This is a genomic window from Micromonospora sp. NPDC002717 (assembly GCF_040295705.1).
GTDB lineage: Bacteria > Actinomycetota > Actinomycetes > Mycobacteriales > Micromonosporaceae > Micromonospora.
Genome location: NZ_JBEOVW010000001.1, coordinates 126,279 through 139,090 on the forward strand (window position 1 = coordinate 126,279; position 12,812 = coordinate 139,090).

The following is a 12,812-nucleotide window of genomic DNA, read 5'->3' on the forward strand; positions in this document are numbered from 1 at the left end:
TCAGTGCCCTTCGATCGGTGTGTCGGTGTCGGACGAGGTCGCCGAGGCGGGTTCGGCGCTGGGGTGCAGGGCGAGCACGACGCGGTGGTCGCGGCCGCCGGGGGTGCTCTCGTCGTGGTACCGGGCGACGAGGGTGGTGATGGTGGAGGCGAGTTCCTCGGCGAAGGCGGCGCGGTCGGCGGGGGTGGCGAAGCGGACGGTGGCGTCGACGGCGAAGGTGGCCACGCGTTTGCCGGCGCGGTCGGCGCCGGTGACGAGGGAGCCGACGTCCTGGACGAGGCGGGCGGCGAGGGCGAGCAACCAGCGGGCGGAGAGCCGGTCGGGGGCGTGGGAGGGGTCGGGCCGCACGGCGGCGAGAGCGGTCGGTGAGATGACGTAGGAGGCGGCGGTGGCGCGCAGGACGCGTTCGGTGACGTTGCCCTTGCGACGTTCCTCGACCAGCTCGACGAGGCCGTGTTGCTCGAGCGCGCGCAGGTGGTAGTTGACCTTCTGCCGGGGGAGGCCGACCCGGGCCGCGAGCATGGTCGCCGAGGCCGGCTCGGCGAGCTCGGCGAGCAGCCGGGCCCGGGTGGGGTCCAGCGACGCCTCGGCCGCCGCCGGATCCTCGATCACCGCGATGTCGAACATGGCACCACTCTCCCACCGACAATTTTTCTTGTCAAGACAAGATTGGTTGTCGGTGGCGTCCGTCGGCGAACCCACGTCCGGGGAGGCGGGCCCGCACCGCATGGGTGGGGCCAACGGCGTCGCGAGCCCGGTGCTCCCGTCAGCGCTGTCGAGCTGGGCGACGCCGGACGCGGCGCCGGGGAAACCGCAGCCCGCAGCCGGCCGGCCAGCGCGGGCGGTCGCGCGTCAGGGCCCGGCCGGCGGGCAGAGAAGCCGGTCCAGCAGGGGCAGCCGGAGGACGTCCAGACAGAGGTCGACCGTGGCGGGCTCCGACGCCGGCGGCGCGGCGGTCGGGGCCGGCGCCGGGGCGACCGGCGCGGTGGTGGTCGGCGCCGGGGCGGCAGGGGGCGTCGGGGCGGGCGGGGCCGGGGCGGCGCCCGGCGGCGGCGAGGGCACCGGACCTCTCGCCGGGGCGGCCGGCGGAACGGCGTCACCCCGGCTCACCACGTCCTGCCGCACGAGCGGCACCCGCGCTCCCGCGGCGACGCGGGCCCGGGGAACCGCCGTCCCGCCGGTGCCCGGCCCGACCTCGTCCGGCACCACCGGCTCCTCGACAGTGGTCGCGGTGACGGTCGGCACCACCGTCACGGCGGGAAGGCTCCCGGCGCCCCCGTCCGCCCGGTACGACGGGCCGGGCTGCTCCGACCCGGACGTGCCGACGGTCAGCATCGCGTACGCCAGCGTGGCGACGGCGGCGGCGAGCGCCGTCCGGCGATCGGGGCGCAGCGCGGTCAGCGGAGCCTGGCTCGGCGCGGCCGGCGACGGCGGGACCGGCCGCGCGTGCTGGTGGGCGGCCAGCAGGGCGTCGAGCTGCGCGGTGACGGCGGCGCGTTCCCCGACGGCGGTGGCGAGGGCGAGCGTGAGATAGAAGCGGAAGTTCACCGTGGCGGTGGCCGGCACCCGCAGCCCGGCGAGCCGACCGCCGTCGGTGGCGTGCAGCAGGGTGAGCGGGACGTCGGGGTGGTGCGCGGGCCCGAGCATGTCCGCGTACGCCCACTCGCGCCGGCCCGCACGGCCGGCGAAGGCCACCCGGCGGTTGGTCACGACGGCCGGGCCCGCGTCGACGACCCGGAGCCCCTTCGGCAGCGCGCGGCCCGCCGCCGCGACCTCGGTCGTGGCGACCGTCAGCCCCGGCGCGGGCAGCCCGGGCACGTGCCGGGCCTCCGCCTCGACCAGTTCCGCGGCCGGCAGCACCCGGAACACGACCTCGTCGTCGCCGAGGTCCACCGGCAGGCCGGTACGCGGCTGCGCGTACCCGAGGAAACCGGCGGCCTCGATCCGCAGCCGGACCAGGTGGTCGTGGCGCCGGCGCCAGCCCTCGACCTCGGCGTCGTACGCGCAGGACCGCCGCCCGCTCTCGCGCTCCGCCCACCTGACCCGCCAGGCCGGGCAGGCTGCCGCCGGGATCGCGATGTTGGTGCGTGGTTCCACCGTCACGCCAGGTACAACCGCCCGCCTTCCGTCCAGGACACGTGCAATGATCGATACTTCCCATTGTTCCGATAGGTGGCGGTGTGTGAACCGCAGGGATCTGTCGCCGGCCGAGGGCGACCCGCTGACCATCGGCCGATCTTCCGCACGCAGCGGATGCAACCCGTCCGCTCTGCCGCTGGTCCGTGTAGTAGGGGCGGCAGAAGGAGAGCGGATGGACGGCGTGACGGCGGTGCACGAGGCATACCGGGCGCACTACCGCCGGCTGGTGGGTCAGGTGTACGCGTTGACGGGCAGCCTGCCCGAGGCGCAGGACGTGGTGCACGAGGCGTTCGCGCGGGCGCTGGCTCGGCCCGCGCGCTTCCTCGCCGTGCACGACCCGGAGACCTGGCTGCGGACGGTCGCGATGAACCTGGCGCGGACCCGGCACTGGCGGCAGCGGTTCCTCGACCGGCTGATCCGCAGCGGCCGGGCCGGGCCGCCCGACGACCATCCCGGGCTCTCGCCCGACCGGGTCGCGCTGGTGGCCGCGCTGCGCAAGCTCCCTCGCCCGACCCGCGAGGCGGTAGTCCTGCACTACCTGGCCGACCTGCCGGTGGTGGAGGTGGCGGCGGCGCTGGACGTGCCCGTGGGCACTGTCAAGGCCCGCCTCTCCCGAGGCCGGGCCGCGCTCGCCCGGCACCTGACCGACGAAGCCATCAGCGACGAGAGGACGATGCGGTATGCCTGAGCCGGACTTCCACGGACTCCGCGACGAGGTCGACCGGCTCGTGCGGCAGCCCGACTTCGACACCGTGCGGCAGCGGGCCGGCCGGCTGCGGACGCGGGCCCGGGTCGCGGCGGCCACCGGCGCTCTCGGGGTGCTGGTCGCCCTCGCACTCGGTGCGGCCTCCGTGCTGCCGTTCCTGCGGACGCCAGTCGCCCCAGCGGCGGGCGAGTCCCGCGTGCTGTGGGCCGGTGGCGGCGACCGAAACCACCTGTACGCGGTGCTGGTCGACTGTGCGACCTGCCCACACCGCCTGGTCGCCTCGACGGACGGGGGACGCAGTTGGGACCACCGCGTGGATTTCCCGTCCAGTGGTGGCGACCCGGTCACCGTGACCGTGCTCGGCCCGAAGTTCCTGGTGGCGCGGGTCCCGGTGGGACCGGCCGGTAAGGGCGGAGGCGAGACCGTCCGGCGAATCAGCACCGACGGCGGCGCGACCTGGCGGGACGCCGGCCCGGGCGGCACGCCGCGCGCCGCGGCCGTGCCGGACACCCGGCTCTGGGGCTGCCTGATCCACGTTCCGCAGGGCTGCGACATTCTGGTGCCCGATCCGGGGAGCGCCGCCGTCGTGCCGCTGGCGACGCAGCCACCGCTGGACGCGGCCGTGCCCGTCGACGCGCCACCGGCGGCCGGATACTGGGTACGCGGCTGTGATCCGGCGACCGGGCGGAGAGCCGTCGCGGTGAGCCGCACCGGCGGCCGGAGCTGGCAGAAGATGGTCTTCGACCGGGAACCGGAAGCCGACCGTCCGGTCGACTGCGCGTTCGATCTCGCCACCACCGACGGCAGTACGGTGTTCGCGACGCTCTCCGACGGGCAGGGCGTCCCGCGCCGGGTCTACCGCAGCGTCGACGGCGGGGGCACCTGGCAGGCAGCGGACCCGCGACTGCCGGATGGCTGGGTCGTGCAGGCCGGTTCGACGGTCACCGCGGACGGAACCCACGTCCTGCTCGCTGAGCGTGAGTCCCGGTTCGGGCTACTGACCAGCCGGGACGGACGGGCCTACGCGCCACTGGCGGTCGACGGTCCGGTGCACCACGACGCGCCGCAGGCCGTGGCCCTGGACCGCTGGATCCGCCACGACGAGCGGACGGTGTACCTGTCCGACGACGGCCTACACTGGCGACCCCTGGACCTCGGCTGAGTGACACCGAGGCGACCGCCGCGTACCGGTGCGCCGAGCGGGCTGGGGGTCGACGACGGGCCGGTGGCGGCACTGGCCCATGATCGGGCCATGTTCAGGCGCATGCGGGAGACGGCCCGCGAGAACCGGCGGCAGCAGCAGCGCATGTCGAGGTCGAAGAACCCCGACGGCTGCTGCGACTGCTGCGACCTCGGGCTCTTCTCCACGCTGCTGATGTTCGGGTCGGCGACGGCCGCCGCGACCCGGGCGCCGGTGCTGGACCGGGCCGGGGTGGCCGCGATCCGGGGCTACCGCCGGTGGCTGTCGCCGCACTGGCCGGGGCGGTGCCGGTTCTCCCCGACCTGCGGAGCGTACGGATTGACGGCGGTGGAGCGGCACGGTCTGGCGGTGGGCGGCCGGATGGCGGCCGAGCGGGTGCGCCGCTGCCGTCCCGGTATGCCGCGCGGCACACACGACCCGGTGCGCTGATCGACCCGTTCCCGGCTTGAGCCTGGCGGGGACGGGGTACCACCCCGCCATGGGTCAGCTCAGCAGTTCGCCACCCCCGCCGCAGGCCGTCGAGCTGCGGCGGTGGACGTTGTCCGAGGGGGCGGACCTGCGCGGCCTGCGGGCGTCCCTGCACGAGGAGTTGACCGGCGACGTGCTCGGCGAGGGCGAGGCCCTGGAGGAGGTCCCCGAGCTGGTCGTGCTGATCGCCACGGAACTCGCCACGAACGCCCTGCGCCACGGGAGACCGCCGACCATCGTCCGGCTGCTCGCCACCGAAGACCACCTCGTCCTCGACGTCGCCGACCACGACCTCGGCTCCCTGCCGGAGCTCGCCGACACGCAGCCCGAGGGTGCCGGCGGGCGCGGTCTGCAACTCGCCCGCGCCCTGTCCCTCGACGTCGGCTGGTACGCCACCGGCACCACGAAGAACATCTGGGCGTCCTTCCCCCGCACCGCCCGGCTGGGCGGCGCGCGGCGCGCCTGACCGGCGGTCCGCCCGCACCGGCCGGGCAGTTCGGGCCCCTGGCCCCCGTCTCCCGACGACCTACACTGGTTGCCGTGGGGCAATCAGCGTGATCACCGAAGGGCGGCGGACCGCGCCGCGGGGGCACTTCTGCTGGGCGTACGAGGACCTGGGGTCGCTCGCCGCCCAGGCGGAGCGCTACCTGCTCGCGGGCCTCGCCGCCGGCGAACGCGTCTGGTACGTCACGCCGCACCCCGCGGACGCGGTGGCCGACCGGCTGCGCCGCCTGCCCGGCTTCGCCGCCGCCGTGCGCCGGGGCGCCGCCGCCGTGGTCCCCCTGTTCTCGACCTACTCGCACGGCCACGTCGTCGACCCGCCGACGCAGGTCGCCGCCTACACGGCCGCCACCGACGAGGCGCTCGCCGCCGGGCACACCGGGCTGCGCGTGGCCGCGGAGGCCACCGAGCTGGTCCGCACCCCGGCCCAGCTGGAGAGCTTCACCCGCTACGAGCACCTCGTCGACCGCTACATGCGCACCCGGCCGTTCTCGGCCATGTGCGCCTACCACCGGCCCGGGCTGGGCGACCGGGCGGTCGCCCAGCTCGCCTGCCTGCACCCGGCCAGCAACGTCGACGACGTGCTGTTCAAGTTGTACGCCGTCGCGCCCGCCGACGGGCACGCCGCGCTGGCCGGCGAGCTGGACCTGTCCAACCACGAGCTGTTCCGCGCCGCCCTGGACCGCGCCGACCTGCGCCCCACCGACGGTGAGCTGGTGCTGTCCGCGGCCGGGCTGCGCTTCCTCGACCACCGCGCCCTGACCCACCTCGCCGAGTACGCGCGCCGCCGCGGCGCGACCGCCGTGCTGCGCACCTCCCGCTCGGCGGCGGCCCGGCTGGTCGACCTGCTGGACCTGCCGGGCATCCGGGTGGAGGTCGCGCGATGAGGACCGGCGCGGCCGCCCAGCACCACGGCTACTACCACGAGGCCGTCCGGTACGACTCCGACGACGAACTGCTCGCCGTGGTGGTGCCGTTCCTGCTCGGCGGCGTCGAGGCGGGCGAGCCCACCTACGTGGCCCTGGGCGAGCGCACCGGCGGGCTGGTCCGCTCGGCGCTGCCCGCCGGCCGCGGGGTGGAGTTCCTGCCCGGCGGCGACGTCTACACCCGGCCCGCCTCCGCCATCCGGTCCTACCGGGAACTCCTCGCGGCACAGGTGGCCGCCGGCGCCCGGCAGATCCGGATCCTCGGCGAGGTGCCCCCGGCCGCGTTCGGCGCGACGTGGGACTGGTGGGCCCGGTACGAGTCGGCGATCAACCACGCCTACGACGACTTCCCGCTGTGGAGCATGTGCGCGTACGACACCCGGTGCACGCCGCCGGAGGTGCTGGCGGACGTGGCCCGCACGCATCCCCGGTTCGCGACCGCCGACGGCCGGCACGTGCCGAGCACGACCTGGACGTCACCAACGGATTACCTGCGGGAGACCCGGCGGGTCGTGCCCGACCCCCTCCAGGCGGAGCCGCCGGTCGTCGAGCTGACCGACCCGACGGCGGCCGAGGCGCGCGCCGCCGTGCACAAGGCCGACCGGGGCCAGGTGTCGGCCGACGACGTGGACGATCTCGTCGTCGCGGTCAGCGAGATCGTCACCAACGCGCTGCGCCACGGCCGGCCGCCGGTCCTGCTGCGCGTCTGGTCCGGCGACGACCGCATCGTGGCGACGGTCCGCGACGGCGGCGACGGGCCGGGGGATCCGTTCTGCGGGCTGCTCCCCGCGTCTGGCGGCGCCCCGGGCGGGCTGGGCCTGTGGATCACCTACCAGTCGTGCAGCCACGTGACCTGGCACCGCGACGGCGAGGGCTTCACGCTCCGGCTGACGGCCGGGAACCCGCACGCCGCCCGCTGACCGACCGGCGCTCTGCCGGGGGCGGCGTCACCGCCCCCAGGGCTCGGCCGGTCGGCAGTCACCGCCGGGCCGGCCGTACACCACCGTGCCGGCGGGGTCGACGTAGCAGTGCTCGAACTCGTTCGAGGGTTGGAACAACCGGCGGCGGTCGATCTCGGCGCCGGCGGCGTCGTAGCTGACCAGGCGCGGCCCGTCCTCGTCGAGGTCGGCCCCGACCGTCATGACGGCGAAGACGCCACCGGAGATCCGGGCGGTGGTGGTCTTCCCGTCGCCGTGTTCCAGCACCAGGCGGGCGACCCGGGAGCTGACCCGGCCGCTGACCGTCACGTCGCCACCGGACCGCTCCGTGGAGGTGAGCAGGAGCCGTTGCACCGGGCCGGGCAGCAGGTCGTGCGAGGGCCAGCGGTCGACGGAGCGCGCGCCCGACACCTCCGCGCCCGCCGGCCGGTCGACGTCGCAGGTCACGTAGCCCCTGTCGGTCAGGAAGAACACGACCGCGCCGTCGCCCCGCTCGGCCGCCATCGCCAGATCGGCCATGGTCGGCTGCACCTCCCCGTCCCGCGGGCCCCACTCCAGGCACTGCCGCGCGGCGGCCCGCAGGGTGGGCGACAACTCGCCGTACCCCATCGCCAGCACCTCCACCGTCTCGACGTCGGAGGGCTCCCGCACGGCGAATCCGGCCGCGACCACCGCCAGCGCGGTCAGGCCCACGGCGAACCGCAGGCGGATCCGTCCCGTCGTCGGGCGGCCGACCGCACGGAGGACGTCGGCCCGTATCCGGTTCGTCACCCGGGGCGGCAGGTCCCGCTCGCCGGGCGGTTCGAGAGCCCTCGTCATCGCTGCTCCTCCTCGTTCTCGTCGGTGACCAGCCGCGCCAGCCGTTTCCGGGCGCGGCTGACGCGGGACCGGACGGCGACCTCGCTGACGCCGAGGGCCGCCGCCGCGTTCGCGTACGACACCCCCGACCAGAGGCAGAGCGCGACGGCCTCCCGCTCCGCCCGGGGCAGCCGTCGGGCGGCGGCCAGGATCGCCCTCATCCGCCGCTCGTCGTCCAGCCGCTGCGCGATCTCCTCGGCCGGGTCGTCCGCCGCCTGCCGGTCGGCCGGCAGCCGGCGCAGCAGCGCCGCCCACCGCCGCGCCGAGCGCCACTCGGTGCGTACGGCGTTGCTTGCCACCACCAGCAGCCAGGGCAGCACCGACCCGTCCACCAGGCGTGCCGCGTCCCGCCTCCGCCAGGCGACCAGGAAGGTGGCCTGGGTGACGTCCTCCGCCGTGCACCAGGAGCCGGTCAGCCGGAAGGCGTGGTTGTAGACCGCCCGCGAGTGGCGGTCGAAGAGCCGCCCGAACGCGCCCTCGTCGCCGGCGGCGACCGCCGGCCAGAGCTCCTCGTCGCAGGGCGGGGTCTCGGTCTTCACACCCCACTATTGCCGGGTCGCCCGGTGTTGTTGCGGCAGCCGCCCGCCGGCACCCGGACCGCCGACCGGGCGGTCGCCGGGCGGGGCCGCCACGCGTCCACGGGCCGCGGCCGGCACCGGTGGCAGCGGGCGGCGAGGACGGGCCGGCGGAGGTCCGGGACGCCCGGTCGGGTCACCGGCGGGCCAGGCGGGCGGCCAGCGCGGCGCGCAGCTCGTCCATGCCGGCGCCGGTCAGCGCCGACACGGCCACCGCGCCAGGGTGGGCTCGCCGCAGCGCGTCGACCCACTCCACCGGGGTGACGTCGATCTTGTTGAGCACCAGCAGCTCCGGGACGTCGCCGGCGCCGATCTCGTGCAGCACGCCGTGCACGGTGGTGATCTGGTCGAGCGCGTCCGGCGCGGAGGCGTCCACCACGTGCGTCACGAGGTCGCTGCGGCTGACCTCGTCGAGGGTCGACCGGAACGCGTCGACCAACTGGTGCGGCAGGTGCCGGACGAACCCGACCGTGTCGGTCACGGTGAAGAGCACGTCGCCGACGCGGATCCGGCGCACGGTCGGGTCGAGGGTCGCGAAGAGCACGTCCTGCACCTGGGCGTCCGCGCCGGTCAGCCGGTTGAGCAGGGCGGACTTGCCCGCGTTCGTGTAGCCGGTGATCGCCGCCGAGGGGACCTGGTTGCGGGCCCGCCGCTCCCGGTTGCGCTCCCGCCGCCGGGTCAGCTCCGAGGCGTTGCGGCGCAGTCGGGTGGCCCGCTGGCGCAGCCGGCGACGCTGGGTCTCCAGCCGCATCTCGCCCGGCCCGCGTACGCCCATGCCGGCGCCGCCGGCCATCCGGCCGCCACCGATGCGGGACATCGAGCGCCCGTCGCCGCGCAGCCGCGGCAGCTGGTACGCGATCTGCGCCAGCTCCACCTGCACGCGGCCCTCGCTGGTGCGGGCGTGCTCGGCGAAGATGTCCAGGATCAGCGCGGTCCGGTCGACCACGCGTACGCCGACCCGCTCCTCCAGGTTGCGCACCTGGCCCGGGGTCAGCTCGCCGTCGGCGATGACCAGGTCGGCGCCGGTCCGCTCGGCCAACGCCGCCAGCTCGTCGACGGTGCCGGAGCCGACGAAGGTGGCCGGGTCGGGGCGGGGCCGGTTCTGCACCACCTCGTCGACGACGGCGAGCCCGTCGGTGTCGGCGAGCCGGCGCAGCTCGGACAGCGACACCTGCGTCCCCGGCCCGGTGTCGCCCGCCTCGTGCTGGTGCACCGCGACCAGCACCGCCGTCGGCCGCTCCGCCGGCGTGCCGGAGCCGTTGCCCAGCAACCACGATCCCGCCATCACGAAACCTCGCATCACCTCGCGCCGGCCCCCGATCTACCCCGGACCGGGCGAAGCATGCCGACGCCGTCGGCCGGGGAGAGCCGGCGTGCGGCGGGCTCCGGTGGCACCCGTCACGACCGGCGGACGGCGGGCAGGCCTGGGGGTACGTTCGGCGGGCAGGCGACGATCGTTTCCGGGCGCGCCGGAGCAGACCCCAGGAGGACGCGGCCGTGCCGGACGCCGAGGAACTGATCAGCGACGCCCTCGCGGCGGTACGCGGCACCGACGTACGCCTCGCGGAGCGGCAGCTGGACCGGCTGATGATCGGCACCGGCGCGGCGGACGGCGCGGCGGCCGTCGACGCCGCGCTCCTGCGCCGCCTGGTCCGCGGGGTCGGCCGGCTGGCGCCGCGCGGCTGGCAGCCGGTGGACCTGGCCCGGCTCGCCACCCGCCGGCTCGGTGCCCGGTCGGCCGGGCTGGTGACCGACGCCCTCGCGGCGCACCGCCGCGACCTGACCGGGCCGGTGCCCCCGTGGTGGGACGACCAGCTCCGGGACCTTGGCGCGCGGGTGTGGTGGGACGCCGACGAGGGCCACCTGGCCGCCTGGTCGGCCCGCGCCGGATGGGACCGGTTCACCGCGCTGCGCGCGGCGGTCGACGCGCTGGCCCTGGTCGAGGGGCTCCCGCCGGTCGCCGTGCTGCGCCCGCCGCCCGGCGCCACCGGGGCGGTCGCCGCGCGCGGCGGCTCCGGCGGCGGGTCGCGGATGCTCGACCGGGTGCGGGCGCTGCTGGCCAAGGCGGAGTCGACGACCTACCCGGCCGAGGCGGAGGCGCTGACCGGCAAGGCCCAGGAGCTGATCGCCCGGCACAGCATCGACCAGGCGCTGCTGGCGGGCGTCGCCGAGCGCGCCGACCAGCCCGGCGGGGTGCGCCTCGGCACGGACCCCCCGTACGCGGGCGCCAAGGCGCTGCTGGTGCAGGAGGTGGCGGCGGCGAACCGCTGCGAGGCGGTGTGGTCCGACGACCTGGGCTTCACCACCGTGCTGGGCTGGCCGGCCGACCTGGAGGCGGTCGAGCTGCTCTACACCTCGCTGCTGGTGCAGGCCACCACCGCGATGCTGCGCGGCCGGGACGAGCGGCGGACCAAGGGTGCCGGCCGGCGCACCCGGGACTTCGACGAGTCCTTCCTCAACGCCTTCGCGCTGCGGATCGGCGAGCGGCTGCGGGCGGCCACCGAGGACGCGGACCGGCAGGCGGCCACCGAGGCCGGGCCGGAGCGGCTGCTGCCGGTGCTCGCCACCCGCGCCGAGGCGGTGCGCGAACGCCTCGACACGCTCTTCCCCGGCGTCACCCGGGCCCGGCTCACCGTCCGCGACGCCGACGGCTGGTCGTCCGGCACCTCCGCCGCCGACCGCGCCTCGCTCGGCGGCGGCCCCGGCCCGAAGCGCCAGGTACGCGGCCGGCGCTGAGAATCTTCCCGCACCGCTGTCGGATCCGGCGGGTCGGCTCCGACCCTTCACCGGAGACGCGTCACCATGGGCGCGGCCGAGCCGACGAGGAGCACCCGATGAAGTACATGCTGCTGATCTGGAACCGTCCCGGGTTCGCCGAGGAGCTGTCGGAGCAGGAACGCACCGCGCTCTTCGGCGAGGTCGACGAGATCATGCGCGAGCTGACGGAGTCCGGCGAGCTGGTCGGCGGCCAGGCGCTGGCCGACCCGTCGCAGGCGCGTACGGTCCGGCTGACCGGTGACCGGCCGGAGGTGACCGACGGGCCGTTCATGGAGAGCAAGGAGCAGTTCGCCGGCTACCTGATGGTCGACTGCGACGGCCCCGAGCGGGCCGCCGAGATCGCCAGCCGCTGGCCGGACGTGCGGCTGGGCTTCGGCGCGCTGGAGGTGCGGGCGGTCATGAACGAGGCCGGGACGGACATGTGAGCGGACGGCACGTCGAGGACCTGCTGCGCGACCTGGCGCCGCAGGTCCTCGGCCTGCTCGTCCGCCGACACGGCCAGTTCGACGCGGCCGAGGACGCCGTGCAGGAGGCGCTGCTCGCCGCCGCCATGCAGTGGCCGGAACAGGGCGTGCCGGACAACCCCCGGGCCTGGCTGCTCACCGTCGCCGGCCGCCGGTTGACCGACGAGTGGCGCAGCGAGCGGGCCCGCCGGGACCGGGAGGTCGCGGTGGCCGTCCGCGAGCCGGCGTACGCGACGGTCGCGCCCGCGGCCGACGAGGAGCCGCCGGCCGGGGACGACACCCTGACCCTGCTGTTCCTCTGCTGCCACCCGGCGCTGGCCCGGTCCGCGCAGGTCGCGCTGACGCTGCGCGCGGTCGGCGGCCTGACCACCGCGCAGATCGCCAGGGCACACCTGGTGCCCGAGGCGACCATGAGCCAGCGCATCCGCCGGGCCAAGCAGCGGATCGAGGCTGCCGGGGCCCGGTTCCACATGCCCTCGTCCGGGGATCGGGACGAGCGGCTGCGGGCCGTGCTCCAGGTGCTCTACCTGATCTTCAACGAGGGCTACACCGCCTCCGGCGGGCCGGACCTGCACCGGGCCGACCTGACCGCCGAGGCGATCCGGTTGGCCCGCACGCTGCACCGGCTGCTCCCCGACGACGGCGAGGTGAGCGGGCTGCTGGCGCTGATGCTGCTCACCGACTCGCACCGGGCGGCCCGGACCGGGCCGGCCGGCGAGCTGGTCCCGCTCGCCGAGCAGGACCGCGACCGCTGGGACGCCGCCGCCATCGCGGAGGGGATCGCCCTGGTCACCGAGGCGCTGACGTGGTCGCCGCCCGGCCCGTACCAGCTCCAGGCGGCGATCGCCGCGGTGCACGCCGAGTCGTCGTCGGCGGAGCTGACGGACTGGCCGCAGATCCTGGCGCTCTACCGGCTGCTCGCCCGGATCACCCCGAACCCGATGATCACCCTCAACCAGGCGGTCGCGGTGGCCATGGTGGACGGTCCCCGCGCCGGTCTGGCCCTGCTCGCCCCGCTCGACGCCGACGACCGCACCGCCGGGCACCACCGGCTGGCCGCCGTCCGCGCCCACCTGCTGGAGCTGGCCGGCGAGCCGCGGGCGGCGCGGGCGGCGTACCTGGCGGCGGCCCGGGGCACGACGAGCCTGCCGGAGCAGCGCTACCTGGAGCTGCGCGCCGCCCGGCTGGCGACACCGACGAGTCCCGGCGGGCCCGGCCGAGAGCCGCGCTGACGGGCGCGCCGGCCGGCGTGCGGCAC

General features: G+C 76.2%; 14 protein-coding genes. 9 read left to right on the forward strand and 5 right to left on the reverse strand.

Features of this window, described 5'->3' with window-relative positions; all coding sequences use genetic code 11:
• A complete protein-coding gene (locus ABT006_RS00640) occupies positions 1–627 on the reverse strand; it encodes an ArsR/SmtB family transcription factor (RefSeq protein ID WP_350701591.1) in 627 nt (208 codons plus the stop codon).
• A gap of 225 nt (positions 628–852) precedes the next feature.
• Positions 853–2,103, reverse strand: a complete 1,251-nt coding sequence (locus tag ABT006_RS00645) for a hypothetical protein (RefSeq protein ID WP_350701593.1) — start codon at positions 2,101–2,103, stop codon at positions 853–855.
• Positions 2,104–2,311: 208 nt separating this feature from the next.
• Here ABT006_RS00645 and ABT006_RS00650 point away from each other — a divergent pair, with 208 nt between their 5' ends.
• From ABT006_RS00650 to ABT006_RS00675, 6 genes are all read left to right on the forward strand, one after another.
• Positions 2,312–2,827, forward strand: a complete 516-nt coding sequence (locus ABT006_RS00650) for an RNA polymerase sigma factor (protein WP_350701595.1) — start codon at positions 2,312–2,314, stop codon at positions 2,825–2,827.
• Positions 2,820–4,007: a sialidase family protein gene (locus tag ABT006_RS00655; RefSeq protein WP_350701596.1), complete on the forward strand. Its 1,188-nt coding sequence runs from the start codon at positions 2,820–2,822 to the stop codon at positions 4,005–4,007. The genes ABT006_RS00650 and ABT006_RS00655 overlap by 8 nt, the downstream gene beginning before the upstream one ends.
• A gap of 90 nt (positions 4,008–4,097) precedes the next feature.
• Entirely contained in the window at positions 4,098–4,475 is a 378-nt protein-coding gene (gene yidD / locus ABT006_RS00660) for a membrane protein insertion efficiency factor YidD (RefSeq protein WP_350701598.1), read from the forward strand.
• A 49-nt stretch (positions 4,476–4,524) separates the two neighbouring features.
• The gene (locus ABT006_RS00665; protein ID WP_350701600.1) at positions 4,525–4,980 is read left to right on the forward strand and encodes an ATP-binding protein; all 456 of its coding nucleotides are present in this window, start codon (positions 4,525–4,527) and stop codon (positions 4,978–4,980) included.
• An 88-nt stretch (positions 4,981–5,068) separates the two neighbouring features.
• The gene (locus ABT006_RS00670; RefSeq protein ID WP_350701601.1) at positions 5,069–5,902 is read left to right on the forward strand and encodes an MEDS and STAS domain-containing protein; all 834 of its coding nucleotides are present in this window, start codon (positions 5,069–5,071) and stop codon (positions 5,900–5,902) included.
• Positions 5,899–6,861 (forward strand): anti-sigma factor RsbA family regulatory protein, encoded by a 963-nt coding sequence (locus ABT006_RS00675; protein WP_350701603.1) that lies wholly within the window; start codon positions 5,899–5,901, stop codon positions 6,859–6,861. The genes ABT006_RS00670 and ABT006_RS00675 overlap by 4 nt, the downstream gene beginning before the upstream one ends.
• Before the next feature lie 27 nt (positions 6,862–6,888).
• Here ABT006_RS00675 and ABT006_RS00680 read toward each other — a convergent pair whose 3' ends face one another.
• From ABT006_RS00680 to hflX, 3 genes are all read right to left on the reverse strand, one after another.
• Positions 6,889–7,698, reverse strand: a complete 810-nt coding sequence (locus ABT006_RS00680; protein ID WP_350701605.1) for a hypothetical protein — start codon at positions 7,696–7,698, stop codon at positions 6,889–6,891.
• Positions 7,695–8,276, reverse strand: a complete 582-nt coding sequence (locus tag ABT006_RS00685; RefSeq protein WP_350701607.1) for an RNA polymerase sigma factor — start codon at positions 8,274–8,276, stop codon at positions 7,695–7,697. Before ABT006_RS00685 ends, ABT006_RS00680 begins: the two co-directional genes overlap by 4 nt.
• A 172-nt stretch (positions 8,277–8,448) precedes the next feature.
• The gene (gene hflX / locus ABT006_RS00690; protein WP_350701609.1) at positions 8,449–9,597 is read right to left on the reverse strand and encodes a GTPase HflX; all 1,149 of its coding nucleotides are present in this window, start codon (positions 9,595–9,597) and stop codon (positions 8,449–8,451) included.
• A 212-nt stretch (positions 9,598–9,809) separates the two neighbouring features.
• Between hflX and ABT006_RS00695 the strand changes: the two genes are divergently transcribed.
• The 3 genes from ABT006_RS00695 (at position 9,810) to ABT006_RS00705 (ending at position 12,786) form a co-directional block, all read left to right on the forward strand.
• Entirely contained in the window at positions 9,810–11,048 is a 1,239-nt protein-coding gene (locus tag ABT006_RS00695; RefSeq protein WP_350701611.1) for a DUF2786 domain-containing protein, read from the forward strand.
• Positions 11,049–11,146: 98 nt separating this feature from the next.
• Complete coding sequence (locus ABT006_RS00700) at positions 11,147–11,515, forward strand: YciI family protein (RefSeq protein ID WP_350701613.1); 369 nt, start codon at positions 11,147–11,149, stop codon at positions 11,513–11,515.
• Positions 11,512–12,786: an RNA polymerase sigma factor gene (locus ABT006_RS00705; RefSeq protein ID WP_350701615.1), complete on the forward strand. Its 1,275-nt coding sequence runs from the start codon at positions 11,512–11,514 to the stop codon at positions 12,784–12,786. Before ABT006_RS00700 ends, ABT006_RS00705 begins: the two co-directional genes overlap by 4 nt.
• Positions 12,787–12,812: the final 26 nt, after the last annotated feature.

Excerpts from the sequence above, each read along its gene's own strand:
- ABT006_RS00640 (WP_350701591.1), bottom strand. The coding sequence starts at position 627 with ATGTTCGACATCGCGGTGATCGAGGATCCGGCGGCGGCCGAGGCGTCG.
- ABT006_RS00675 (WP_350701603.1), top strand. The coding sequence starts at position 5,899 with ATGAGGACCGGCGCGGCCGCCCAGCACCACGGCTACTACCACGAGGCC.
- ABT006_RS00665 (WP_350701600.1), top strand. The coding sequence starts at position 4,525 with ATGGGTCAGCTCAGCAGTTCGCCACCCCCGCCGCAGGCCGTCGAGCTG.
- ABT006_RS00700 (WP_350701613.1), top strand. The coding sequence starts at position 11,147 with ATGAAGTACATGCTGCTGATCTGGAACCGTCCCGGGTTCGCCGAGGAG.
- ABT006_RS00655 (WP_350701596.1), top strand. The coding sequence starts at position 2,820 with ATGCCTGAGCCGGACTTCCACGGACTCCGCGACGAGGTCGACCGGCTC.
- ABT006_RS00650 (WP_350701595.1), top strand. The coding sequence starts at position 2,312 with ATGGACGGCGTGACGGCGGTGCACGAGGCATACCGGGCGCACTACCGC.
- ABT006_RS00680 (WP_350701605.1), bottom strand. The coding sequence starts at position 7,698 with ATGACGAGGGCTCTCGAACCGCCCGGCGAGCGGGACCTGCCGCCCCGG.
- yidD (WP_350701598.1), top strand. The coding sequence starts at position 4,098 with ATGTTCAGGCGCATGCGGGAGACGGCCCGCGAGAACCGGCGGCAGCAG.
- hflX (WP_350701609.1), bottom strand. The coding sequence starts at position 9,597 with ATGGCGGGATCGTGGTTGCTGGGCAACGGCTCCGGCACGCCGGCGGAG.